The sequence below is a fragment of the Flavobacterium sp. GNP001 genome (genome assembly GCF_054343775.1).
In genome coordinates, this window is sequence record NZ_JBTGUX010000001.1 from 237,824 (window position 1) to 263,167 (window position 25,344).

Here is a 25,344-nt window from a genome sequence, read left to right on the forward strand (position 1 = left end):
GAGGTCAAATAAGTTAATGTAAAAGAGGTAAACTCCAATACTGTTTGAAAGGTATTGGAGTTGTAAATCTCTATTATTTAATTAATATGCTTTTAAATTTCACGATGTTTTTTAGTGCCATTCCAGTTCCACGTACAACCGCACGTAAAGGATCTTCAGCAATGTAAACAGGTAAGTCTGTCTTTTGAGAAATTCTTTTGTCTAGACCTCTCAACATAGATCCACCACCTGCTAAGTAAATACCAGTATTGTAAATATCTGCTGCTAATTCAGGCGGAGTTTGAGAAAGCGTTTCCATAACAGCATCTTCAATTCGTTGAATTGATTTGTCAAGCGCTTTTGCAATTTCACGGTATGAAACTTCTACTTGTTTTGGTTTACCAGTTAACAAATCTCTACCTTGTACAGACATATCCTCTGGAGGAGTTTCAAGATCTTCGATAGCAGCTCCAATTTGGATTTTTATTTTTTCAGCAGTACTTTCTCCCACAAATAAATTGTGTTGTGTACGCATGTAGTATACAATATCGTTGGTAAAAACGTCACCTGCAATTTTAACCGATTTGTCACATACAATTCCACCCAAAGCAATAACCGCAATTTCAGTAGTACCCCCACCAATATCTACAATCATGTTTCCTTTTGGTTGCATGATATCAATACCAATACCAATTGCCGCTGCCATTGGTTCGTGAATTAAGTATACTTCTTTACCGTTTACGCGCTCACATGATTCTTTTACGGCACGCATTTCAACTTCGGTAATTCCAGATGGAATACAAACTACCATGCGTAATGCAGGCGTAAACATTCGTTTTTTTAATGCTGGTATGCTTTTGATAAACATACTAATCATCTTTTCAGAAGCATCAAAATCTGCAATTACACCATCTTTCAAAGGTCTTATTGTCTTTATGTTTTCATGTGTCTTTCCTTGCATCATGTTGGCTTCTTTACCAACAGCAATGATTTTGCCAGAAATCCTATCGCGTGCAACTATCGAAGGGCTGTCTATTACGACTTTATCATTGTGTATGATTAAAGTATTAGCGGTACCAAGGTCTATCGCAATATCCTCGGTCATGAAATCAAAAAATCCCATAAGTTTTTTAAGGGTTAAAAGTTAAAAATTTGTGACGGACAAAGTTAAACAAATTAATGTTTAAAATGACGCGTTCCTGTAAATACCATTGCAAGATTATTTTCGTTACAGTAATTGATGCTCAATTCATCTTTGATCGATCCTCCCGGCTGAATTACAGCTGTAATTCCTGCTTTTTTGGCAAGTTCTACACAATCAGGAAATGGGAAAAAAGCATCACTAGCCATTGAAGCTCCTTGTAAATCAAATCCGAAATTTTTCGCTTTTTCTACCGCTTGCATTAACGCGTCAACTCTTGAAGTTTGTCCCGTACCTGAAGCAATAAGCGTTCCGTTTTTTGCAAAAACAATCGTATTTGATTTTGTGTTTTTGCAAATTTTAGATGCAAAAATTAAATCTTCTACTTCTTGAGCAGTTGGTGCAGTAAGAGTAACGGTTTTGAGGTCCTCTTTAGTATCGGTACTATTATTTCTGTCTTGAACTAAAAGTCCGTTTAAGCATGTGCGTACTTGTTTTTGAGGTAATTCAACTTCATTTTGAACAAGAATGATTCTGTTTTTCTTTTCTTGTAAAATGATAAGTGCCTCTGCATCAAAAGCTGGAGCAATTACTACTTCGCAAAACAAAGCGTTGATTTCTTGCGCTGTAGCTACATCAATGTTTGTGTTAGCAATTAACACTCCTCCAAAAGCAGAAGTAGGATCGCAAGCCAAAGCTGCTATATAAGCTTCACTAATTGTTGGCCTTGTTGCTAAACCGCAAGCGTTGTTGTGTTTAAGTATTGCAAATGTAGGTCCGTCGTTTTTAAATTCTTGAATTAAATTAACGGCTGCATCTACGTCTAGTAAATTATTATATGAAAGTTCTTTTCCGTGAACTTTGTTGAACATAGCATCAAAATCTCCAAAGAAAAATCCTTTTTGGTGTGGGTTTTCTCCATAGCGAAGTACTTGACCATTCGCAATACTTTCTTTGTAAATAGTTTCGTCAGTGTTGAAATAGTTAAAAATAGCTCCATCATAGTGTGATGACACATGAAATGCTTTTGTAGCAAACAATTTTCTGTCCTCTAAAGTAGTTGCTCCGTTTTGTTTAATGATGGTTTCTAAAAATAAACCGTATTGCTCCATTGATGAAACGATTACCGTATCTTTAAAATTCTTTGCTGCTGCACGAATTAGAGAAATGCCACCAATATCAATTTTTTCAATAATATCAGCTTCGCTTGCGCCAGATGCAACGGTTTTTTCAAATGGGTATAAGTCAACAATTACCAAATCAATTTGAGGAATATCAAACTCCTTCATTTGCTGTACATCGCTTTCGTTATCTTGACGGTTTAAGATTCCGCCGAAAACTTTTGGGTGCAAAGTTTTTACTCTTCCGCCTAAAATTGAAGGATATGAAGTAACATCTTCAACGGGTACAACTGGAATTCCTAAATTTTTAATAAAATCTTCTGTACCACCAGTAGAATAAATTGTAACATTTTGACTGTTTAGTTGTCTTACTATCGGTTCGAGTCCTTCTTTAGAGAAGACAGAGATTAATGCCGATTGGATTGTTTTAGTTGTGTTCATTATGTAGTTAGTGTTTTTAAGGTGCAAAAATAGTTTTTAATGTCGAAATTAAAGCATTCGAAATTGAGATATTTGCAAATATAATGCTTCTATTTTAAGACAATTTTAAATCCAAAGTGTGTCAATACTTAATAGTCTTTTTTGGGCTTTTTCATTAAATCATTTTTAAATACAAAACAAGATATATGTTAGTTTACCTTCGATTATTAAAAGAAAGTTTTGGTTTTGCTATGAATGCCTTAAGCAATAATAAATTGAGAACTTTACTCTCGTTGTTAGGCGTGACCATCGGTATTTTTTCTATCATTGCGGTACTTGCTGCTGTTGATTCTTTAGATCGAAAAATCACTAAAGATCTTAGTAGTTTGGATAAAAATACAATTTACTTAATCAAGTTTTCATTTGGTCCCTCTGACATTCCACAATGGAAACGCGAGCAATTTCCAAACATCAAATACGATGAGTATACGTACTTGAAAAATTCACTAAATAATGCTGACGCTATTGCTTTTCAAATTTTCACACGTCGTGAATCGTTAAAATACGATGCGAAAACAGTGAGTGATGTAAATATTGTTCCTTCTTCGCAAGAGTTTATAGATATTCAAGGTTTAGAGTTTGACAAAGGCCGTTTTTATAACGATTCCGAAGCCAATTCAGGAGCTTCTGTTATTGTAATCGGAAATGAAATTGCTAATTCGTTGTTTGAGGGTGTTGATCCTATTGGGAAAAATATCCGCTTGTACGGCAAACGTTTTACGGTTATTGGAGTTTTAAAGAAGGAAGGTGCTGGACTTTTTGGAGACAGTAACGATACAACAGCATACATTCCAGTTAATTTTATACGCCAATTGTATGGTGATAACAATGATTCGCTAACCAATGCTATTTTAATTAAGCCAGAAAGTGGTGTAGATATGGATGCTTTTAAAGGCGAGTTAACGCAAAAATTACGCAATTATAGAGGCTTGAAAGCTGGAGAAATTGATAACTTTTTTATCAATGTTTTTAGTGGTTTTACCGATTTAATTGATGGTATCATTGGCCAAATGAACGTCGTGGGTTGGATTATTAGTGGCTTTTCATTACTTGTTGGTGGTTTTGGTATTGCGAATATCATGTTCGTATCTGTAAAGGAAAGAACTAATTTAATTGGTATTCAAAAATCGCTTGGCGCAAAAAATAGGTTTATCTTGTTTCAGTTTTTATTTGAAGCAATCATCCTCTCTGTCTTTGGAGGGTTAATTGGTTTGTTTTTAGTTTGGATTATTTCTTTTATAGTTACCCAAGCTTTCGATTTTGAATTTGTTCTTGGTATGGGTAATGTGATTTTAGGAACTTCTTTGGCGGCAATTATCGGGCTTATATCTGGAATTTTGCCTGCTATTTCGGCATCTAAACTTGATCCTGTTGAAGCTATTCGTACTGGAATGTAAAAACAAATTGAAGTTGATGACTTCCAAATTAATTACCAGCTTAGTTGTTTTTTGATGAAAAATTTTTTCTCCCTTGTAGTGTTACTGTGCACTTTTGCTGGCTTGGCGCAAATGAAAAAAGACACTACAAAATTGGACGATGTAGTGCTTATTCAAAAGATACCGAAGCAAATCTTGAAGTCGCCCTATCAGATTGATTTTATCACTGCTGCTGATATTGATTTTCAAAATTTCCAAACCACGGCAGAGATGCTTTCTAATTCAGGTGCAGTATTTGTACAAAAATCACAGCAAGGCGGCGGTAGTCCTTCTATTCGCGGTTTTGAGGCAAGCAGAGTATTACTAGTTGTTGATGGCGTTCGAATGAATAATTTAATTTTTCGTTCAGGGCATTTGCAAAACTTAATTACCGTTGATGAAAGTTTTTTAGACAATACGGCCATTGTTTACGGGCCAACTTCTACCTTATTTGGTAGTGATGCTTTAGGCGGAACTGTAGCCATGAATACTAAAAATGCTAAGTTTAAATCAGAAGTTGCTGATGCTTTTTCTGGAAATATAGCCTCACGATACAGCAGTGCTAACCAAGAAAAATCGGTTGCTATGCAAATTAATTATGCAGCCAATAATTGGGCTTCCTTAACTGCTTTTTCTTTCAACGACTTCGGAGATTTAAAAATGGGAAAACGAAAAAATCATAATGCTGATTTTTTTGGCGAAAGACCTTTTTTTGTTTCAACTATCAATGGAGTTGATGTGATTCAGCCTAATGATAACAAGTTTGTACAAAGAAATTCTGGTTACAAGCAATACAATTTGATGCAAAAAATAGCATATAAAACCGAAAATGGTTTCATGCATGATGCTAATTTTCAATGGTCCACAAGCTCTAATATTCCGCGCTATGATCGATTAACGGAACCAAGTGGAAAAGCAGGTTTGCGCCATGCAGAATGGTATTACGGACCACAAGAGCGTTTGTTGGCAGTTTATTCTTTAAGCAAAAAGAAGTTCTTTTGGAATAGTGATATGCATACTAGTTTTTCTTATCAAAATGCTAAAGAGAGCAGGCACAACCGACGTTTTGGAGATTATGTTCTGCAAAACCGTTTGGAGAATGTTAATGTAAATGGTCTATCGGTTGATTTAACTAAAAAATGGACAGCAGCAACTTTGTTGTACGGGTTGGAGTCCTATTATGAAACCCTCAAGTCGACCGCTTATAGTTCCGATTTAAATACTAAGGAGCGAAAAAATATTAGTACTCGTTATCCGAATGGAGCAAATGCAATGTGGCGCTACGATGCTTATGCTTCATACAATCAAGAGTGGAATTCGAAAACTTTTTTGAATGCAGGTTTGCGCCTTGGATATAGTGGTTTGAATAGTTCTATTGCCGATAATTCCTTCTTTCCATTACCCTTTTCAAAAATTAAGCAGCAAAATTTTACTTATAGTGCTAATGTTGGAGTGGTGCGAAATGTGTCGAGTAATGTCTCACTTAAATCGAATTTATCAACAGGATATCGGGTTCCAAATATCGATGATTTAGCAAAGATTTTTGAGACAGTGCGTGGTGTTTTGATCGTTCCTAATGAAGATTTAAAACCTGAAAAAACAGTTACTGCTGATTTGGGTTTTGTATTCCAATCCTCTTCGAAAAGATGGAAACTAGAACAAACCTATTTTTATACCAAAATGTTTGATGCCATTGTAACGAGTCCGTTTTTATTTAATGGCCAATCGTCGTTGATTTATGATGGTGTATTGAGCCAAGTATTTGCGAATCAAAACCGCGGGAAAGCATTTGTTACAGGAATTTCAACTTCGCTTCAAGCGGAACTTATTACTGCTGTGCAAATGAATGCATCGTTCAATTACAACGTGGGCCGAATTGTATCTGAACAAAAGTTACTGCCACTTGATCATATTTCGCCTTATTTTGGAAAAGTTGGAATTACTTACACCTTCAAAAAAGCTATGATTGAAGGTTACATGTTGTATAATGGTAAAAAGGCTTTAAAAGATTATTCTAACAGCGGTGAAGACAACTTGCAATACGCACCTTCTAATGGTATGCCTGCTTGGGAATCGTACTCACTCAAATCAAGCTATAAATTGTTTGAAGGGGCGATTGTTTATACCGGTGCCGAAAATATTTTAGACACGCAATACCGTACTTTTTCATCAGGAATTAATGCTCCCGGTCGCAATTTTTACGGAGGCTTGCAATATACTTTCTAATATACAGCAATAAAAAAGCCTGTTCGTGATGAACAGGCTTTTCAGTTTTTAGACACTTAATTAATGTCTAATTTCATTATTTTGGATCAAATCAATGTATAAGTTGATTTTATCTTTCAATTCTTTTCTTGGAGTAATAAAATCTAAGAAACCGTGCTCTAACAAAAATTCCGCTGTTTGAAAACCTTCTGGCAAATCTTTACCGGTAGTATCTCTTACTACACGTGGTCCAGCAAATCCGATCAAGGCTCCTGGCTCAGAAATATTAATGTCTCCTAACATGGCGTAAGAAGCAGTAGTTCCTCCTGTAGTTGGGTCAGTACATAATGAAATGTATGGTAATTTAGCTTCAGCAAGCTGCGCTAATTTCACAGATGTTTTTGCTAATTGCATCAAAGAGTAAGCCGCTTCCATCATGCGCGCACCACCTGATTTTGAAATCATTACAAATGGCATCTTGTTTTTGATAGCGTGGTCAATACCTCTTGCAATTTTTTCACCCACAACTGCTCCCATAGATCCACCAATAAAGGCAAAATCCATACAGCAAATTACCAAGTCTTTTCCTTTAGACTTTCCTACACCAGTACGCACGGCATCTTTCAGTTTGGTTTTGTCCATTACATCTTTCAAACGATCTGCATATTTTTTTGTATCCACAAAATGCAAAGGGTCTTTTGATGTCATGTTTTTGTCTAACTCCACAAATTCGTTGTTGTCAAACAAAATTTGAAAATATTCAGCGCTTCCTATTCTAACATGAAAACCATCTTCTGGACTTACAAATAAGTTGCGAGCCAATTCATCAGCATCAATAATTTTTCCTGTTGGAGATTTGTACCAAAGCCCTTTTGGAATATCCATTTTGTCTTCGGTAGCAGTAGTAATCCCTTTTTCTTTTCTTTTAAACCAAGCCATATTTATTGTTTTTGTTGTTTCAGGTTTAAAGTTTTAATATCCTAAACCTGAAACTATAAACTTTTAATTATAATGTATTCACGTTGTTTAAGTCAGCAAAAGCTTGCTCTAACCTTGCGTTAAAAGTGATTTCACTTTCACGTACCCATTTTCTTGGGTCATAATATTTTTTGTTTGGTACATCAGCGCCTTCAGGGTTTCCAATTTGAGATTTTAAATACTCTAAATTATTAACCATATAGTCACGAATTCCTTCTGTGTAGGCAAATTGTAAATCAGTATCAATGTTCATTTTTACAACACCATAGCTAATTCCTTCTCTGATTTCTTCTAGAGTAGATCCTGATCCTCCGTGGAAAACGAAATCAACTGGATTGTGTCCAGTGTTGAATTTATTTTGTACAAAATCTTGTGAGTTTTTCAAGATTTTTGGAGTTAACTTCACGTTTCCTGGTTTGTAAACTCCGTGTACGTTTCCAAAAGCTGCTGCGATTGTAAACTTCGGGCTCACTTTTGATAACTCTTCGTAAGCGTAAGCTACCTCCTCAGGTTGTGTGTATAATTTTGAACTGTCAACATCAAAGTTGTCAACACCGTCTTCTTCACCACCAGTAATTCCTAATTCGATTTCAAGTGTCATTCCCATTTTGCTCATACGCTCTAAGTACGTTTTGCAAATTTCGATGTTTTCTTCAATTGGTTCTTCAGATAAGTCAATCATGTGCGAAGAGAACAATGGTTTTCCTGTTTTAGCAAAATGTGCTTCAGAGGCATCTAATAAACCGTCAATCCAAGGCAATAATTTTTTCGCGCAGTGGTCGGTATGCAAAATTACAGTTGCTCCGTAAGCCTCTGCAAGCGTGTGTATGTGTAATGCTCCGGCAACTCCACCAGCAATAGCTGCTTTTTCGCCTGCATTTGACAATCCTTTTCCAGCATTAAATTGCGCTCCTCCATTTGAGAATTGTATGATAACTGGTGCGTTTAGTTTTGCTGCTGTTTCCAGAACACCATTAATTGTGCTAGAACCAGTAACGTTTACTGCCGGAAGTGCAAATCCTTTTTCCTTAGCATAGTTAAAAATTTCTTGGACTTGATCTCCTGTAGCTACGCCCGGTTTTATGTTGTGTGCCATGGTACTTTTTTTAGTTATTTTTTTAGTTTTTAGTTTTGCAAAAATAAGAATTAATTAGCATTAGAACGGATAATTTATTCCAAAATTTAAAACTGAGTTGGCAAAGTTGTATTCATTGAACCATCTTTTGCTGCTTTCATTCGCTGGATTATAGGTTTTGAATCCCAAATCAAATCGGATTACAAAGAAACTCAAATCGTATCGCAAGCCAAAGCCTGTGCCTAATGCAATGTCTTTTAAATCGCTAATGCTTGTAAAAGTGGACTTTTCATCTGTGACATTATCTAGCACGTTCCATATATTCCCTGCATCTGCAAATAAAGCACCTTTTAGACTTCCTAATACTTTAAAACGGTATTCTCCGCTTATCGCAATTTTCATGTTGGCTTCGTTAAAATCATCTAATGCGCCGCTACTTCCTGGCCCTAGGGCGTAAGGTTGCCAAGCTCGGTTATCATTTGATCCACCCGAAAAATAACTTCGTGAAAACGGAATATAATCGGAGTTTCCAAAAGGTATGGCTATTCCAAAAAACGATCGGAATGCAAAAATTTTCTCCTTAGATAAATCCCAATGTTTAATGTAATCGAATTCGGTTTTAACGTACTCTGAATATTCTAAATTAAAAATCTCATAGTTGCCAGTAGCATTTTTTCGTTGTCCTGATGCTGATGCAAATGCTGATAAAAGTGTTCCCGCCGACTCTAGTTTGGTTTTAAAAAGATAGAAATTGTTATCTGTTAAATCCTTTTTGTTTGTCTTTGAAAAAGTAAAATTAGTAGCTAAAATAAAGTCATTTTCCGTTAGTCGTAAACGGCGTTCTTCAATACTTCGTACAGCCTCAAGATCAGCTTGGTCAAGTGGGCGCAAAAAAGTAGCATTACCTGTTAATACATCATTTGTGAAGCCTTTTGTACCTCGTTCTACCAATAAGTTTTGGTCTGTGGGATTGTTGTAATAAGTCGTGTTGGTATTGTACTTTTTGCTAATTGCGTTTAAAGCATTGTAGGATGATCCGTAAACATTAAAATAGTTTTGAGGATTTAAGTTTCGTACATATTGTGTATTGATCAGGTCAAATCGCGCGGTATAGTTTTTTTTAGGAGTCCAATTATAGGTAAGTCCGGTGGTGAAATTTTCTTTGTCCAGACCAATATTTTGTTGCTTGGCAAAACCAAGTGTGATTAAAGTAGAAGGAATCATACTTTTAGGAATGATTCTTTCTGTTTTAAAAGGCATGAAAATACGTGGAATGTTGAGTTTTAAATCCACACCATATTCAGACACGTTGAAGAAATTATTTCGGGGATTGGCCAAATCACGTGACGATCCTATGTTTCCTCGTGCTGCAATTTCAAATGTTTCTGCTCCATTAAAAATGTTTCTGATGGTTTCAGAGATACTCAAGCCAATACCAAAATCTTGTATGTTAGAATGGGTGAGGTCTAAGGTAGTGCCAAAACTGTATTTTTTTCGAGGAGTGAGATATACTTTTGCTATTAGCGATTGTGCCGTGCTGTCGCGTGGGTCAAGTTCGTACTGAATAGATGGATAGTTGAAAATTTTTAAATTATTCAAATACCTTGTAGTTAGGACTGTTTTATTATCGGCATAAAGCCCGCCTTTGTTGATAAAGATGGCATTTGTAATGGCTTTGGGTTTATACTTTAACTTGTCTTGACTAAATAGTTTGAAATTATTAAAGGTGATGCTGTCTTGAAATATTTGTTTGTTACTATTCCCTTTGTAATCAGTGTATATGTTGACATCGCTGATGGTATACAATTTAAAAGGTTCCGTTTTGGTAGAGTCTCCGTCCTGATACGAATAATTATTAATTAATAAGTTAATGTTGGCCTTGTTGACTTTTTTGATTGTATCGACTGCGAAAGTGACGTAATTTGGCTGAAAATAATAAGCACCATTGTTGCGGAAATTAGTAGTTATTCGATTTTTTTCATTTTCAAAATCTTCTGTTGCGTATTGGTTTCCGGATTTGATAAAACTATTGTTGACTGTTAGATTGTACAGTGAATCAAGTTTTGGGGTCGAAATCGTTTTGCTCAAAGTATCTAAGTAATATCCTTTTCCAGTATTAATTTGGTAGGCAACTCGTGCTTTTTTCGAGGGTAAAGTATCAATTGAATAACTGGCGTTTACATTAAAAAAACCTTTGTTAAAGTAATAATATTTCAATCGAATAAGCGATTTATCAGCTCGTTCTTTGTCTAAAATTACTGGTGGTTCCCCAGTTTTTTTTAAAAAATCATGAATGCCATGGTACCAAAAAGATTTTCCTAATCGATTGACTTGTTTTTCAGATAGCCATTTTGATTTACGCTCCAATTTACCTGGATTAGCAGTAAACTTGGCCTGATAGGTAGAGTCAGGATTTAAATTGGCTAAATTGTATAGGTTGAGTCTTAAACGGTAACCCAAGAAAGTGCTGTTCGGTTTTTGATAAAGTTGATTGGATACGTTTTCATCACGAATAAGTGAATTATTCACCGTGATTTCGTTTTTAGTCAACAGTAAATTTCCGTCTGGAACTCTTTTTACGGCGTTACATGCGCAAATTAGTATTGCAATTAGAATAAATGCAGTTATTTTTGTAGAAATTTTTTTCAAGAGTTTCCAATATTTAATTCAAAAGTACATTTTTTTATGGTTAGTAAAAACCAATTAAAGCTTATAACGAGTTTGCAGCAAAAAAAATATAGAGTAGTGCACCAATTATTTTTTGCCGAAGGCGTAAAAGGCATTCAAGAACTTCTGGATTCAAACTTTGAATTGGAGCATTTGTACACTACACAAGATGATTTTGAAAAAATTTCTGCTGACAAAAGAACTCAAATAAGTGGTGCCGACTTAAAAAAAATGACCGCTTTAGCAACACCTAACTCTTGTTTGGCTTTGTTTAAAATACCAAAACCAAAACCGATTTTAGAGCACGGTCTAATTGTAGCGCTAGATGCCATCAGAGATCCCGGTAATTTGGGTACAATTATACGCTTATGTGATTGGTTTGGAATCAAGCAATTAATTTGTTCTACTGAAACTGTGGATAGCTACAATCCAAAGGTAGTACAGGCTACAATGGGTTCATTAGGCAGGGTGAATTGTAGTTACTTAGATTTGAATGAATTTATTAAAGGAACTGATTTGCTGGTTTTTGGTACTTTTATGGATGGTGATTCTATCTATAAAACCTCTTTACCTCAAAGTGGTATTATCGTTATGGGTAACGAAGCTAATGGAATTTCTTCGACTATAGAAAATAGCGTAACGCAACGTTTGGCAATTCCTAGATTTGGTGACCTTCAAAAAACAGAAAGCCTTAACGTAGCAACTGCAACTGCAATTATTTTAAGCGAATTCAGAAGAAGTTAAGAGTTTAAACAGAAAAGTATATGTTTTAGTTTGCCTTAATGGAAACTAAAGTTGATTAAAACAGCTCTAGATTTTAAAGAATCAATATTTCCTGTCCAAGGACTATTGGGGTCGTTGTCACGGATGAGTTCATCGCCAATGCCAAATACGCCACGAATTGAAGGAGAGAAAATAAAATACTCCGAAAAAATATCGATACCAAAGCCAAGCTCATAATTAGTTGTCCAAGATTTTACCCTAAAACGTTGCTGGAAGTTATCATCAGATAGTTTGGCATTACTTGATAAATTTAAAGTAGCAGATAATCCTCCTAAAGCATAAGGTCTCACATTACCAGTGCGTAGCGATGAGAATTTAAGTAAGAGAGGAAAATGAATATAGGTACTATTCACTTCACGAAGCGCATCGCTTGGTGAGTCAAAAGCACTATTGGGCGGATAATATAAGTCTCTTTTGGTGTAATACAATCCTGGCTCAAAGCGTAAGTTGATATACTCTTGTAATCGAAGATCACCAATTATACCAACATTAAACCCAGTTGTTTTTTTTACTAGAATGTCTTGAGTGAGGCTTTTGTAATCAATTTTGAAATCGTAATTATTAAACCCCAAATAAAATCCGTAGTAGATTTTTTTTTGTTGAAAATTTTCAAGGTTTATTATAGGATCCTTGCCAAAAATACCTTGAGATTTCTGACTATAGCTCAGTGAACTGATACCAATAAAAAACAGAATAGCAAATACTTTTTTCATATTACTTTTTAGAAGCAGAATAAATGGTAGCTACACCAAAAGTTTGTGGCATGGCTTTAACATCTATAAACCCTGTTTTTCGTAAAATATTGTTTAAAGCTTCTCCATAAGGAAATGCCGCTGCCGATTCAGAGAGATATCCGTATGCTGCATTGTCTTTAGAAAACAGTTTGCCGACTAAAGGCAGGATGTTTTTACTGTAAAATTGATAACCTTGTTTGTAAGGCGTTTTGTCTGGCACTGAAGTCTCTAATATTACAAAAACACCGTTTGGTTTTAAAACACGTAAAATTTCAGCCAAACCTTTTTCTAAATTTTCAAAATTACGAACGCCAAACGCTACAGTTATGGCATCAAAGTAATTGTCTTCAAAAGGCATTTTCTCAGAGTCACCCAAGACCATCTCTATAGTACTAGATAGTTTTTTTTCAGCGATTTTTTTTACGCCTACCTCAAGCATACCAGCTGAGATATCAAGACCAATGATTTTTTTTGCACTTGTTTGTGCCATCAATATTGCAAGATCGCCTGTACCAGTAGCAATGTCTAAAATGATTTCAGGATTGGATTGCGCTACCAATTGCAATACTTTTTTGCGCCATTTAATATCGATTCCAAATGAAATAACGCGGTTTAAATTATCGTAATTTCCAGAAATGGTATCGAACATTTGAGCTACTTGCTCTTTCTTGCCTAAAGCAGAGTCTTTATAGGGAGTGATCTTTTGTGACATGTTTTTAATTTGTACAAAGATATGATAAACCAGCAGATTTACAGTGTGCTTTGCTTATTTGAAATGGATTTTATTTATGAAATGTTAGTTTTTGGAACTACAAACTAGCAGTAAAAATTTTTGAAATATCACTAAAAGTGGGTATTGTATCTCTTGTTTATTATGTACAAATTTGTAATTCAAGAAAGAATCTATATTACATGATTACAAAAGAGTGGGTGGGCCAAATCAAATGGATAATTATTGCGTTTCTTATTTCGTTTGTTCTTGTTAGTGGTTTTGAGCATGCGACTTTAAAAAACAGTTTGCATGTACAAACGCAACATACGTTCTTAGGATTAAATTTGTTTTTGGAAATTTTAATTTTTTTCGTCTTTAGTGCCTTCGTGGTATTTGGTATTAAGGGCTTCTTTGAGATGTATTCTCGAAGATCTTCAAACATGATACTGACCATTTCTGGTGGTTTGTTAGTGCTTGTAATTTTTATTTTATGTTATCAAATACTCTTTCAAGAGTAGCTCCCCTCTCTTTCTTCTAAAAAAAAACATCCTCATTGGGATGTTTTTTTTTACTCTATTCTTTCGTAGCTCTCAAAACTATAATCATATTGGTGCTTTTCATCTTTGCTGTAATGTTCACTGTTCGTAAGTTTCCATTGTTTTGGGTCTATCTCTGGGAAATAGGCATCAGCTTCAAAGGTGTGATGTACTTTAGTCAGGTCCAGTTTATCGGCTATTGGCAATGCCAAATTATAAATTTCGCCACCACCAATGATGAACACATCTTCATTAGCAGGACATACTGATAGGGCTTCTTCAAGACTTGAAACTACAATGCAACCGGCTGCTGTATAATCTTTTTGGCGAGTAATAATTACATGTGTTCTGTTAGGAAGTGGTTTGGGGAAACTTTCAAATGTTTTTCGTCCCATGATAATGTGGTGCCCAGTAGTTACGGCTTTAAAACGTTTAAAATCATTGGGTAAATGCCATAATAGATCATTGTTCTTGCCTAGTGCATTGTTTTCGGCAACAGCCGCTATCATTATAATCATGTCAGGTGTGGGCTTATATTATTTCGTCGTTTGCTACTTTTGTTTCGAGTTCTTTGATTTTCTTTTGCTGCAAGGCAACAAGTCTTTCAATTTGGTCTCGTTCCCAGTTTTTATTCATGAAACGATCGGTTATGAAGACTTTAATAAAATGCAAAATGAATAAAAATAGCCATAGCGTTATAACGTATAGATACGAATTTTGAATTAGAAGATTTTCAGATAAGAGGCTGGTTATAAAAAAGAGCAAACTCCCTAAAACAAAAACTACAAAATGAAAATAGAGACGTTTTTTTTGTTTTATTCTGCGTCTTGCATATTCGTATTGTTCGTGTATTTCTTTTTCCATTGCGCTACTTTTAGATTATAAAGGTAAAATTTATTTTGCAAAGTCACTATTCTTGAGATAGGATTCTTGGTAATGAAAACGATTTCTGATTTTGATTTAAAAATTTAAAGCAATTAAAATTACATAATTGATTAAAAAGCGGGAGTGTTTTGTTTAAGTTGCTAAATCGATGGTCTTGCTGTAATTTGCTCACTTTGTTTTGCTTACTTTGTGATAGTAAATTATAAATGAAATAGTTATGGCCATTAAAAAACAATTTGTAAAAACAAAACCCGTTTGCAAAGTTACTTTTTCGATTGAGGCTAAGCAAGCTGATCAAGTTGCAGTTGTAGGGGACTTTAATAATTGGGATCCTAAACAAGGTACAATGAATAAGTTAAAAAACGGAACCTTCAAAACGGTTCTTGATTTGAATAAAGATGCTACATACGAGTTTAAATATATAATCGATGGAGAATATATTAATGAACCCGAAGCAGATTCTTTTCAGTGGAATACTTTTGCAGGAAATGAAAATGGTGTTTTAGTAGTTTAATCTAAAACACCATTTTTTATTTGGTTAAACCGCTACACTACCTTTTATGGTTGGGTGTGGGTCGTAGCCTTCCAAAGTAAAATCGTCATAACTGAAATCAAAAATATTTTTGATGGCAGGGTTTAGAATCATTTTTGGTAGCGGTCTCGGCTCGCGAGACAACTGTAACTCGAGTTGTTCGAAATGATTATTGTAAATATGCGCATCGCCAAAAGTGTGAATGAATTCACCTGGTTCTAAATCACAAACTTGAGCAATCATCATGGTTAGTAGGGCGTAGGATGCAATGTTAAACGGTACTCCTAAGAAAATATCGGCACTGCGCTGGTACAGTTGGCAGGATAATTTGCCATCGGCAACGTAAAACTGAAAAAAGGCGTGGCAAGGAGGCAATGCAGCTTTGTTATTGGCTACATTTTCTTCAAAAGATGTTTTTGTATCTGGTAAAACCGATGGGTTCCAGGCCGATACCAACATTCTTCGGCTATTTGGATTTGTTTTTAGCTCCTGAATTAGATCAGCAATTTGGTCAATTTCTTCACTATTCCAATTGCGCCATTGGTGTCCGTACACAGGACCAAGATTTCCGTTGCTATCCGCCCAAGCATCCCAAATTTTAACACCGTGTTCTTGTAGGTACTTAATATTGGTGTCGCCTTTTAAAAACCACAACAATTCATGAATAATTGATTTTAGATGCAGTTTTTTGGTGGTCACCATTGGGAATCCTTCGTTTAAATCAAATCGCATTTGGTATCCAAAAACACTTTTGGTTCCTGTTCCTGTTCGATCTCCTTTTTGACAACCGTTTTCCATTACGTGTCGCACTAGGTCTGTATACTGTTTCATTGGTGAATGCTCTGAGGATAATTATTTTTTATAAATTTTACCGTCTTTCATAACAAAGACTACTTTTTCTAGAGTTTTGATATTCGTTAGCGGACTTTCATCAACTGCAATAATATCGGCTAAAAATGATTCTTTAATTTGACCAAGTTCGGTATCCATGCCCAATAATAATGCGTTGGTAATTGTGGCCGACTGAATTGAAGCTAGCGCTGGCATTCCTGCATCGACCATGTATCCAAATTCTTTTGCATTGTTGCCGTGTGCAAAAACACCAGCATCGGTTCCGAAGGCAATTTTTACGCCTTTTTTATACGCTTTTGAAAAAGTAGTTTTTAGTTGAGGTCCTACTTCTTTGGCTTTTGGAACCACTACTTCAGGATAATAACCGCTAATTTCAGCATTTTTTTCTACTTCTCTTCCAGCGCTTAAAGTTGGAACAAGGTAACTGTCGTATTTTTTCATGAGTTCCATAGTCTCTTCACTCATAAAAGTGCCGTGTTCAATGGTTTTAATTCCGCCCAAAATAGCGCGTTGCATTCCTTCGTCACCGTGAGCATGAGCTGCGGTTAGCATGCCGTAATCTTTTGCGGTTGCCGTTATGGCTTTTACTTCTTCTAGAGTGAATTGTGGGTTTTTACCATTTTTTGCAACGCTCAATACACCACCCGTTGCAGTAATTTTAATCACATCGGCACCTTCTTTGTAACGTTCACGTACAGCTTTTACTGCTTCTTCAGGTGAGTTGATTACGCCCTCGTGTGGACCAGGATCGCCTACTAGTTTGCGGTTGCTGCCATTTGTAGGATCGGCGTGGCCACCAGTGGTTGCTATGGCTTTTCCTGCTGTGAAAATACGAGGACCTTTTACCACTCCTTTGTTAATTGCGTTTCGAACAGAGATATTTACCCCTGTTCCGCCTAAATCGCGAACAGTAGTAAAACCTGCTAATAGAGTTACTTCGGCACAACTAACGGCTTGAAAAGCGACGTCGGCTTCGTTTTCTAGATATTTTGATAGGTAGCTTTTGGTGTTGTTTTCTCCTTCAATATGAACGTGCAGGTCGATTAATCCCGGTAAGATATATTTGTTTTTTAAGTCAACTTCAACGTCAGTAGCTTTTGCTTTGGGTTGAAAACCATCTTGAATTTTGACGATCTTATTTTTAGATACGACAATGGTTTGGTTGCTCGATTCTTTGCCAGTTTGGGTGTTCAGGATTTTGCCGCAATGCAGGTAATAATCTTGCGCAAATACTGAGGCACTCAAAAGCAGCGCAGCAATATAAAAGGGTATTTTGATTTTCATGGTTTTCTGGTTTGGTTCATGCTTAAAACCAAAGATATAAAAAAATGAAGAACCTAGACTTACTTATCAGTATAGGTGTCTTCATTTAAGGTATTGTAAAACGTTGGTAAATTTAACGTTTGGATATTTCGTCTCTTATTTTGGCAGCTTTTTCATAATTTTCATCCGAAACAGCTTGATCTAAAAGTTCATTCAGTTCTTGAATACTGTGTTTTGAGTACGTTTCGCCTGCAGTATTACTTTCTTCAGTATGTCCAAATGTTTCAGGGTTTGATAATACTTCGTCTAAATCCTGTGGGTCTTTAGTCCCGTCATTTGGATTCGTTTTTAAGTGGATACCTGCTTTATCTAAAATGTTTTTGTACGTAAAAATTGGCGCTTTAAATCGGAGAGCCAATGCGATGGCATCTGAAGTGCGCGCATCAATAATTTCTTCGATTTTATCTCTTTCGCAAATAATACTAGAGTAAAAAACACCGTCAACCAATTTGTGAATGATGACTTGTTTTACCACTATATCAAATCGCTCTGCAAAATTTTTAAACAAATCATGTGTCAAAGGGCGCGGTGGTTTGATCTCTTTTTCTAAAGCAATGGCGATAGATTGGGCTTCGAAAGCACCGATAACAATAGGCAATTTTCGTTCTCCATCAACCTCATTTAAGATCAATGCGTACGCTCCGTTTTGGGTTTGGCTGTATGAAATTCCTTTAATCGATAATTTAACTAAACTCATATTTGTGGGTCTGGAAAAGTACGAGTACTTCTTTTTAATAAATTTCCGAGTTCATTTCTGTAAAAATAAAAATGCTACTCAAAAGCAAAGATACAAATATCTTGTTTTAAGTAGCATTAAAATGAATGTATGATTGTGGAATCTTTTTAATTCTGCGCTTTGAAAGCTTTGAATTTTTCAATCAATTGTGGTACAATTTCGAAAGCATCACCTACGATTCCGTAGTCTGCCACTTTAAAGAAAGGAGCTTCTGGATCGCTATTGATTACTACTTTTACTTTGGAAGAGTTGATTCCTGCAATGTGCTGAATAGCTCCTGAAATCCCGATAGCAATATATAAATTGGTTGCAACTGGTTTTCCTGTTTGTCCTACGTGTTCTCCGTGAGGTCTCCATCCTAAGTCAGAAACTGGTTTAGAACAAGCAGTTGCTGCTCCTAGAGTTGTAGCTAATTCTTCTACCATGCCCCAGTTTTCTGGACCTTTTAATCCTCGACCAGCCGAAACTACGATGTCAGCATCGGCAATTGAAACTTTTCCAGATGCTTTTTCAACTGATTCTACTTTTACACCAAAGTCATTATCTCCTATTGTAGGATTGAAGTCTTCTTGAGTTAAAGCAACAGCTGATTCGTAAATTCCGTATGAGTTTTTAGCTAAACCAATCACTTTAACATCTGTACTGATTTCTGTAATGTTGAAAGCTTTGTTTGAAAAAGCAGTTCTTTTTACTTGAAATGGAGCTGTTGATATTGGTAAGCCAACCACGTTTGAAGCATAACCTGCCTCCAATGCTACTGCTACTAATGATGATAAGTAAATACTATCTGTTGTAGATGATAAAACTACCAATTTTGCATTTTCTTGTGCAGCAGCTTGTTTGATCACATCAGCATAAGCTTTAGCAGTAAAGCCTGCAAGTTTATCATTGGTTACTTTTAATACTTTGTCTACTCCGTATTGCGCTAATTCTGAAACGTCACCAGCATTGATGGTAACAGCAGTAACGGTTGTACCAAGAGTCTCAGCTACTTTTTTTGCGTATGAAGCGAGCTCAAAAGCTACTTTTTTAAATTTTCCTTCTGCGTATTCCGCGTATATTAATATTGACATATTATTTTTTGTTTAAAGTTTAAAGTTTGAAGTTTAAAGTTGAGCAACTGTAAACTGTGACTGTAAACTGATTACTAGATTACTTTTGCTTCGTTGTGTAATAAATTGATTAACTCATCTAAATTATCTGCAGATACTAATTTTACTGCTGATTTTGGAGCTGGTTTTTCAAATTTAACAGCCGTAGTATTTACGTTAGCGTCAACTGGCTCAAGGATAGTTAAAGCTTTAGTACGAGCTGTCATAATTCCTCTCATGTTAGGAATACGAAGGTCTTTTTCTTCAACCAAACCTTTTTGTCCACCAATAATTAATGGTAGGCTAGTAGCTACTGTTTCTTTACCTCCGTCAATTTCACGAACAGCTTTTACACTTGTTCCTTCAACGGTAAGGCTAACGCAAGAGTTCAAGAAGTTGAATCCTAAAATTCCAGCGATCATTCCCGGCACCATTCCGCCGTTGTAGTCTAGTGATTCTTTTCCGGCAATTACTAGGTCGTATGCTCCGTTTTTAATTACTTCGGCTAATTGTTTTGCTACAAAAAATCCGTCAGTGGGAGTAGCGTTTACACGAATTGCTTCGTTTGCTCCTATTGCAAGGGCTTTACGTAAAGTAGGCTCAGTATCTGGACCACCTACGTTTACCACAGTTACATTTGCTCCTTGTTGTTCTTGAAACCAAATAGCACGTGTTAAACCAAATTCGTCATTTGGGTTAATTACATATTGAACACCGTTTGTGTCAAACTCTGAATCGCCATTGACAAAGTTAATTTTTGATGTAGTATCAGGCACGTGACTGATGCAAACTAATATTTTCATAAGTATGTATTTAAGTATTCTTAATTTCTTTTACAAATTTAAAATATAAATTCGAATAATATACTATGCGTGCATAATATTTTTTCAAATTTACATCGATTTCGTAGCCCGGATAGAAGCGGCATCCTTCCTGTGCTGCCTTTAGGCACAGGAAGATACAGCGGATAGCCGGAAAAAGCTCCTGGAAATTACCCCACAAATCTTGAATTAATTTAGTTTATTTTATGCTTTTAAGTGATATAAAATATTTATTTTTGCTTTCGAAAATTAGACACATACAACATATAATATGAGAACGATACAATTTAGAGAGGCGATTTGCGAAGCGATGAGTGAAGAAATGCGTCACGACGAGTCGATTTACTTGATGGGCGAGGAAGTTGCTGAATATAATGGTGCTTACAAGGCGTCTAAAGGAATGCTTGCTGAGTTTGGTGAAAAAAGAGTAATTGACACTCCTATTGCTGAGTTAGGATTTTCAGGAATTGCAGTTGGATCAGCAATGAACGGCTGTAGACCAATTGTAGAATACATGACGTTTAACTTTTGTTTGGTAGGTATTGATCAAATTATCAATAACGCGGCAAAAATGCGTCAAATGAGTGGTGGTCAATTTAATGTGCCAATCGTTTTTCGTGGACCAACAGCTTCGGCAGGTCAACTAGGAGCGACACACTCTCAAGCTTTAGAAAATTGGTTTGCTAATACACCTGGATTAAAAGTAGTAGTTCCATCTACTGTTTATGATGCAAAAGGTTTGTTGAAAGCGGCTATTCGTGACAATGACCCAGTTATTTTTATGGAGTCAGAGCAAATGTATGGTGACAAAGGTGAAGTACCAGACGGTGAATATGTTATTCCGTTGGGAGTTGCTGATATCAAACGTGAAGGTACTGATGTAACGATTGTTTCTTTTGGAAAAATTATCAAAGAAGCTCATATTGCTGCTGATGAATTGGCTAAAGAAGGTATCTCTTGTGAAATTATAGATTTAAGAACAGTACGTCCGATGGATTACGAGACGATTTTAACTTCGGTTAAAAAAACAAATCGTTTAGTAGTACTTGAAGAGGCTTGGCCTTTTGCAAGTGTTGCTTCTGAAATTACTTATATCGTTCAAGAGCGTGCATTTGATTTCTTAGATGCTCCAATTCAGCGTATCACAACGGCAGATACTCCTGCGCCTTATTCTCCAGTTTTATTGAAAGAGTGGTTGCCTAATGCTGCAGATGTTGTGAAAGTAGTTAAAAAAGTTATGTACAAGAAATAAGCTATTGCTAACGGGATTTGCCTAGAAACTTTAACATGGCTTTGGGTAATGTCCACGCTGCTAAAGGCTTAAATTAACTATATTTGAAACTTCATCAATTGTTTAAGTTGGTGAAGTTTTTTTTTGATTGAGTATGAAAAAGATTTTTTTGTTGGTATTGGTTTTTATGGCTTTTACAGCCGTGTCTTGGTCGCAAACCAAAGTGAGTGGTGTGGTAGTTGATAAACAAAATCAACCTATTCCGTTTGCTAATGTAGTTTTCAAAGGCTCTAGTGAAGGTATTGTAACAAATGAAGACGGGAAGTTTTACTTAGAGTCGGCATCGAATTATTCTGTAATTGTGATTTCGTCGGTGGGATTTTCTGAGAAAGAAATAACACTAGAGAAAGCGGTTACTTATAATTTCGTTATTCAACTTAAAGAAGCCGAAAGTTTAAATGAAGTGGTTGTTTTTACTGGTAAAACCTCGAAAAAGAACAATCCAGCGCTCGATATTTTACGCAAAATTTGGGAACGCAAGCGCAAGAACGGTTTGTATCAATTTGATCAGTACCAAATGGAGAAGTATGAAAAAGTAGAATTTGACATGAATTCTATTGATAGTGCTTTCATGAAAAGTAAAATATTCAAAGGCATGGAGTTTATCTTCAACCAAGTAGATACTTCGCGCGTTACCGGAAAAACCTATCTTCCTATTTTTATCAACGAATCATTGGCTGATGTGTACGGTGACAACACTATCAAAAAAGTCAAAGAAAAAATGAAGGCTAATAAAACTTCTGGTTTTAATGGCAATCAGCAAATTTTGTCCTTCGTTAAGGATTTGTATTCTGATTATAATATTTACAACAACTACCTCACTTTTTTTGATAAGAGTTTTACCAGCCCGCTCTCACGCACGGGTATTGATGTATACAACTATGTCCTAAAAGACAGTGCGTACATTGACAAAAAATGGTGTTTTAATATTGTATTTTACCCGCGTCGTAAAAACGAACTTACCTTTAAAGGCGATTTTTGGGTAAATGATTCTACTTACGCCATTAAAAAAATCAATATGGCAGTGACAAAGAGTGCCAACATCAACTGGGTAAAAGATATCTATTTAGAGCAAGAGTTTGAAGTAGTGAGCGACTCGGTTTTTCTGCTAACGAAGGATTATTTGATGTCGGACTTTGCACTCAATAAAAAAGAAAATTCCAAAGGGGTTTATGGCAAACGAACTACCTATTTCAGGAACCATCAATTCAATAAACAATTGCCCCAAACTTTTTATAAAGACGAGGTCAATTATCGGGATGACGAAGTTTACAACAAACCCGATGAATATTGGGATGAAAACCGCTTCGAGAATTTAAGTAAAGACGAGCTGGGTGTTTACAAAATGCTCGATACTTTGCAAACCGTCAAGAAATTCAAACGACTCTATAGCCTGGTCTCCATTTTAGGTAGCGGCTATGTCGAATTCAAGAACTTCGATTTTGGTCCCGTATTTTCTAGTTTCGGGTACAATGAAGTCGAAGGTGTGCGCTTGCGTGCTGGTGGTAGAACTTATTTTGGTGCTAACGACCCATGGCGCTTGCAGGCGTATACTGCCTACGGTTTTGATGATAACAAAGTAAAATACGGTTTATCTGGAAAATGGATGGTCGACAAAAAAAATCGTTTAATTATATCGGGTGGCAATCGTCGTGATATTGAACAAATAGGCGCTAGTTTAACTACAACTAATGATGTTTTGGGTAGAAGTTTTGCGTCATCGGCCGTTTTCTCCTCGGGAAGTAATGGTAAGTTGACCAATATTAACTTAACGAACCTCGCTGTCGAGATGGAGCCGGTCAAGAATTTAGTTTTTCAAGCAGGTGTTTCGTATCGCACATTGGAGTCGGCTTCGCCAACTTTTAGTTTGGATTATTTTACAGATGCTAGCAACCAAATTACCAAAAGTGATGTCAAACAATCTGAAGCCAATCTTCAAATTGAGTTTTCACCAAAACGTAAGACAATTGGTTTTGGGGTAGAACGCGATGTAGTTGATAGTCCGTACAGTCGTTTCTTTGTTAATTACAGCCATGGTTTCAAAGGTTTGTTGGATAGCGATTTTCAATACGATAAATTGCAATTGTACTTCAAGCAGCCTATTGTGATCGGGCCATTGGGGCGCACCAATTTAATCATGGAAGTCGGTAAAACTTTTGGTAAAGTGCCACTCGGCTTACTCAGTGTAATTCCAGGAAACCAAACGTATTTCACCATCGAAAATACTTTTAGCAACCTTAATTTTTACGAGTTTGTTTCAGATGAGTATATGACTTTGCAATGGAATCATAACTTTAACGGACGTATTTTTGCTAGAATTCCGTTCATGCGAAAACTCAATTGGAGAGAAATCATCGCCGTTCGCGGAGTTTACGGTTCGGTTTCTGATCAAAACAGAGCCATGAATGCTTCGGGCTTGGTCTACAACGCTCCAGAACGAGGCTATTGGGAATACAGTGCTGGAATTGGAAATATCTTCAAGGTATTCCGCATCGATTTCGCATGGCGAGGCAATTATCTCAATACGCCAGATACCAACCGATTTACAATTAAAGGCGCTTTTGGTTTTAACTTTTAGGAGCTAATCCGGCTGTGCATTATATCTTTTTTGTGAGCAAAAAAAGCCCACAAAAAAAGATGCCATTTCCATCCGGGCTAGAACGCGAGTACAATGAAAACAGCATTTGAATTTTTAACACAAAAAGATCCTATTTTTCAATCCATAATTGATAAATACGGTTTGCCTGAACGGCCATCAAGACCTCAAGGTTTTGAGACTTTGGTATTATTGTTATTAGAACAACAAGTTTCAATTGCATCTGCCAAAGCTACTTTTTTGCGCCTACGCGAACATGTGGGGCAATTTTATCCTAGTATTTTAATTGCCATTTCTGAAGAGCAATACCGCGCTTTGGGTGTAAGCCGACAAAAAGCCAGTTACATCAAGGCATTGGCAACAGCCATTGAAAGCCAAGAGTTACAACTCGAAACCTTACCTCACAAAAGTGCGGAGCAAGTACGCCACGAATTAGTTAAAATTAAGGGAATTGGTAATTGGACCATTGATATTTACCTGATGTTTTGCCTGCAAGCCCCAGATTTATTACCCTTAGGTGATGTTGCCGTAGTGCGAACCATTCAAGAATTATGGCAATTGGAGAGCAAGGAACAAATGACAGAATTGGCTATGCAATGGAGTCCGTATCGCTCTTTTGCTACCTATTTGCTTTGGCATTATTACTTAAACAAGCGCAACCGAACAATTACCTATCAGTATTAAATTTTTTATGCGTTTAATTTACAGTTAGCTAGGTTTTTTTATTGCAAAAACGCAGCGTTTGATTACTTTTGCACCATAATTTATAGATAAGAAAAATAAAATGACTGCAGACAAAGTAACGACTTTCGATGTTTTAATCGAAATACCAAGAGGAAGTAGAAATAAATACGAATATGATTTCGAAATAAAAAGAATGCGTTTTGATAGAATGTTGTTCTCTTCAATGATGTATCCTGCTGATTACGGATTTATTCCTGAAACTTTAGCATTAGATGGTGACCCATTAGATGTATTGGTTTTGGTAAACGAGCCTACTTTTCCTGGTTGCGTAATGGAAGTAAAGCCAATTGGAGTTTTTCACATGGCGGATGACAAAGGACCAGACGAAAAAGTAATCTGTGTACCGGTTTCTGATCCAATCTGGAATTCATTAGAAAACCTTTCTGATATCAATCCTCACTTATTAAAAGAGATCGAGCACTTCTTTCAAGTGTACAAAGATCTTGAAAACAAAAAAGTAGATGTTGAAGGTTGGGGAGATGTAAATGAAGCCTACGCTATCATCAAAGAATGTACAGAACGCTTTAATGCTATCGAAAACAAACCAGAAGGTTTATTTAGCATTAAGTAATAATTTAGCATAATAAATGTAAAAAAAGCAATATTCCGTCTGGAGTATTGCTTTTTTTGCTTAAATTCGTTTGGTT

General features: G+C 36.0%; 22 protein-coding genes. 8 read left to right on the plus strand and 14 right to left on the minus strand.

Features of this window, described 5'->3' with window-relative positions; all coding sequences use genetic code 11:
• Positions 1–73 precede the first annotated feature (73 nt).
• Entirely contained in the window at positions 74–1,102 is a 1,029-nt protein-coding gene (locus ACXX8U_RS00895) for a rod shape-determining protein (protein ID WP_086454445.1), read from the minus strand.
• A 53-nt stretch (positions 1,103–1,155) separates the two neighbouring features.
• Positions 1,156–2,682 (minus strand): bifunctional phosphoribosylaminoimidazolecarboxamide formyltransferase/IMP cyclohydrolase, encoded by a 1,527-nt coding sequence (gene purH / locus ACXX8U_RS00900; RefSeq protein WP_458564213.1) that lies wholly within the window; start codon positions 2,680–2,682, stop codon positions 1,156–1,158.
• A 185-nt stretch (positions 2,683–2,867) separates the two neighbouring features.
• Between purH and ACXX8U_RS00905 the strand changes: the two genes are divergently transcribed.
• Both ACXX8U_RS00905 and ACXX8U_RS00910 read left to right on the plus strand, forming a co-directional pair.
• Positions 2,868–4,118, plus strand: coding sequence for an ABC transporter permease (locus tag ACXX8U_RS00905; RefSeq protein WP_458564214.1), 1,251 nt, complete (start codon positions 2,868–2,870; stop codon positions 4,116–4,118).
• Between the two features lie 54 nt (positions 4,119–4,172).
• On the plus strand, positions 4,173–6,362 hold the full coding sequence (locus ACXX8U_RS00910; protein WP_458564215.1) for a TonB-dependent receptor plug domain-containing protein: 2,190 nt from the start codon (positions 4,173–4,175) through the stop codon (positions 6,360–6,362).
• Positions 6,363–6,422: 60 nt separating this feature from the next.
• Here the strand turns inward: ACXX8U_RS00910 and accD are convergent, their stop codons facing one another.
• From accD to tamL, 3 genes are all read right to left on the minus strand, one after another.
• Complete coding sequence (gene accD, locus ACXX8U_RS00915; RefSeq protein ID WP_210790874.1) at positions 6,423–7,280, minus strand: acetyl-CoA carboxylase, carboxyltransferase subunit beta; 858 nt, start codon at positions 7,278–7,280, stop codon at positions 6,423–6,425.
• Positions 7,281–7,347: 67 nt separating this feature from the next.
• A complete protein-coding gene (gene fbaA / locus ACXX8U_RS00920; RefSeq protein ID WP_458564216.1) occupies positions 7,348–8,415 on the minus strand; it encodes a class II fructose-bisphosphate aldolase in 1,068 nt (355 codons plus the stop codon).
• Positions 8,416–8,475: 60 nt separating this feature from the next.
• Positions 8,476–11,043 carry a translocation and assembly module lipoprotein TamL gene (gene tamL / locus ACXX8U_RS00925; protein ID WP_458564217.1) on the minus strand — a complete coding sequence of 856 codons (2,568 nt, stop codon included), beginning with the start codon at positions 11,041–11,043 and terminating at the stop codon, positions 8,476–8,478.
• A gap of 36 nt (positions 11,044–11,079) precedes the next feature.
• Here tamL and ACXX8U_RS00930 point away from each other — a divergent pair, with 36 nt between their 5' ends.
• Positions 11,080–11,805, plus strand: coding sequence for a TrmH family RNA methyltransferase (locus ACXX8U_RS00930; RefSeq protein WP_458564218.1), 726 nt, complete (start codon positions 11,080–11,082; stop codon positions 11,803–11,805).
• Between the two features lie 35 nt (positions 11,806–11,840).
• Here ACXX8U_RS00930 and porT read toward each other — a convergent pair whose 3' ends face one another.
• The 4 genes from porT to ACXX8U_RS00950 all read right to left on the minus strand — a co-directional run bounded on the left by porT (position 11,841) and on the right by ACXX8U_RS00950 (position 14,690).
• The gene (gene porT, locus ACXX8U_RS00935) at positions 11,841–12,557 is read right to left on the minus strand and encodes a type IX secretion/gliding motility protein PorT/SprT (RefSeq protein ID WP_458564219.1); all 717 of its coding nucleotides are present in this window, start codon (positions 12,555–12,557) and stop codon (positions 11,841–11,843) included.
• Position 12,558: 1 nt separating this feature from the next.
• A complete protein-coding gene (ubiE, locus tag ACXX8U_RS00940) occupies positions 12,559–13,290 on the minus strand; it encodes a bifunctional demethylmenaquinone methyltransferase/2-methoxy-6-polyprenyl-1,4-benzoquinol methylase UbiE (protein WP_210790863.1) in 732 nt (243 codons plus the stop codon).
• 568 nt (positions 13,291–13,858) lie between these two features.
• Positions 13,859–14,344 carry a dihydrofolate reductase gene (locus ACXX8U_RS00945; protein WP_458564220.1) on the minus strand — a complete coding sequence of 162 codons (486 nt, stop codon included), beginning with the start codon at positions 14,342–14,344 and terminating at the stop codon, positions 13,859–13,861.
• A gap of 13 nt (positions 14,345–14,357) precedes the next feature.
• On the minus strand, positions 14,358–14,690 hold the full coding sequence (locus ACXX8U_RS00950; protein WP_458564221.1) for a 2TM domain-containing protein: 333 nt from the start codon (positions 14,688–14,690) through the stop codon (positions 14,358–14,360).
• A gap of 238 nt (positions 14,691–14,928) precedes the next feature.
• Here ACXX8U_RS00950 and ACXX8U_RS00955 point away from each other — a divergent pair, with 238 nt between their 5' ends.
• Positions 14,929–15,225, plus strand: coding sequence for an isoamylase early set domain-containing protein (locus tag ACXX8U_RS00955; RefSeq protein WP_458564222.1), 297 nt, complete (start codon positions 14,929–14,931; stop codon positions 15,223–15,225).
• Between the two features lie 24 nt (positions 15,226–15,249).
• Here the strand turns inward: ACXX8U_RS00955 and ACXX8U_RS00960 are convergent, their stop codons facing one another.
• The 5 genes from ACXX8U_RS00960 to ACXX8U_RS00980 form a co-directional block, all read right to left on the minus strand.
• Entirely contained in the window at positions 15,250–16,074 is an 825-nt protein-coding gene (locus ACXX8U_RS00960; protein WP_458564223.1) for a thymidylate synthase, read from the minus strand.
• A 21-nt stretch (positions 16,075–16,095) separates the two neighbouring features.
• Entirely contained in the window at positions 16,096–17,379 is a 1,284-nt protein-coding gene (locus ACXX8U_RS00965; RefSeq protein WP_458564224.1) for a metal-dependent hydrolase family protein, read from the minus strand.
• 112 nt (positions 17,380–17,491) lie between these two features.
• Complete coding sequence (locus tag ACXX8U_RS00970; protein ID WP_458564225.1) at positions 17,492–18,115, minus strand: bifunctional nuclease family protein; 624 nt, start codon at positions 18,113–18,115, stop codon at positions 17,492–17,494.
• A gap of 146 nt (positions 18,116–18,261) precedes the next feature.
• Positions 18,262–19,227, minus strand: a complete 966-nt coding sequence (locus tag ACXX8U_RS00975; protein ID WP_210790855.1) for an electron transfer flavoprotein subunit alpha/FixB family protein — start codon at positions 19,225–19,227, stop codon at positions 18,262–18,264.
• A gap of 74 nt (positions 19,228–19,301) precedes the next feature.
• Complete coding sequence (locus tag ACXX8U_RS00980; protein ID WP_458564226.1) at positions 19,302–20,048, minus strand: electron transfer flavoprotein subunit beta/FixA family protein; 747 nt, start codon at positions 20,046–20,048, stop codon at positions 19,302–19,304.
• A 289-nt stretch (positions 20,049–20,337) separates the two neighbouring features.
• Here ACXX8U_RS00980 and ACXX8U_RS00985 point away from each other — a divergent pair, with 289 nt between their 5' ends.
• The 4 genes from ACXX8U_RS00985 (at position 20,338) to ACXX8U_RS01000 (ending at position 25,268) form a co-directional block, all read left to right on the plus strand.
• Entirely contained in the window at positions 20,338–21,318 is a 981-nt protein-coding gene (locus ACXX8U_RS00985) for a pyruvate dehydrogenase complex E1 component subunit beta (protein WP_458564227.1), read from the plus strand.
• Positions 21,319–21,451: 133 nt separating this feature from the next.
• Positions 21,452–23,935 (plus strand): DUF5686 and carboxypeptidase-like regulatory domain-containing protein, encoded by a 2,484-nt coding sequence (locus tag ACXX8U_RS00990; RefSeq protein ID WP_458564228.1) that lies wholly within the window; start codon positions 21,452–21,454, stop codon positions 23,933–23,935.
• Between the two features lie 93 nt (positions 23,936–24,028).
• Positions 24,029–24,637 carry a DNA-3-methyladenine glycosylase family protein gene (locus tag ACXX8U_RS00995; RefSeq protein WP_458564229.1) on the plus strand — a complete coding sequence of 203 codons (609 nt, stop codon included), beginning with the start codon at positions 24,029–24,031 and terminating at the stop codon, positions 24,635–24,637.
• Between the two features lie 100 nt (positions 24,638–24,737).
• Positions 24,738–25,268 carry an inorganic diphosphatase gene (locus ACXX8U_RS01000; RefSeq protein ID WP_086453321.1) on the plus strand — a complete coding sequence of 177 codons (531 nt, stop codon included), beginning with the start codon at positions 24,738–24,740 and terminating at the stop codon, positions 25,266–25,268.
• Positions 25,269–25,344 lie beyond the last annotated feature (76 nt).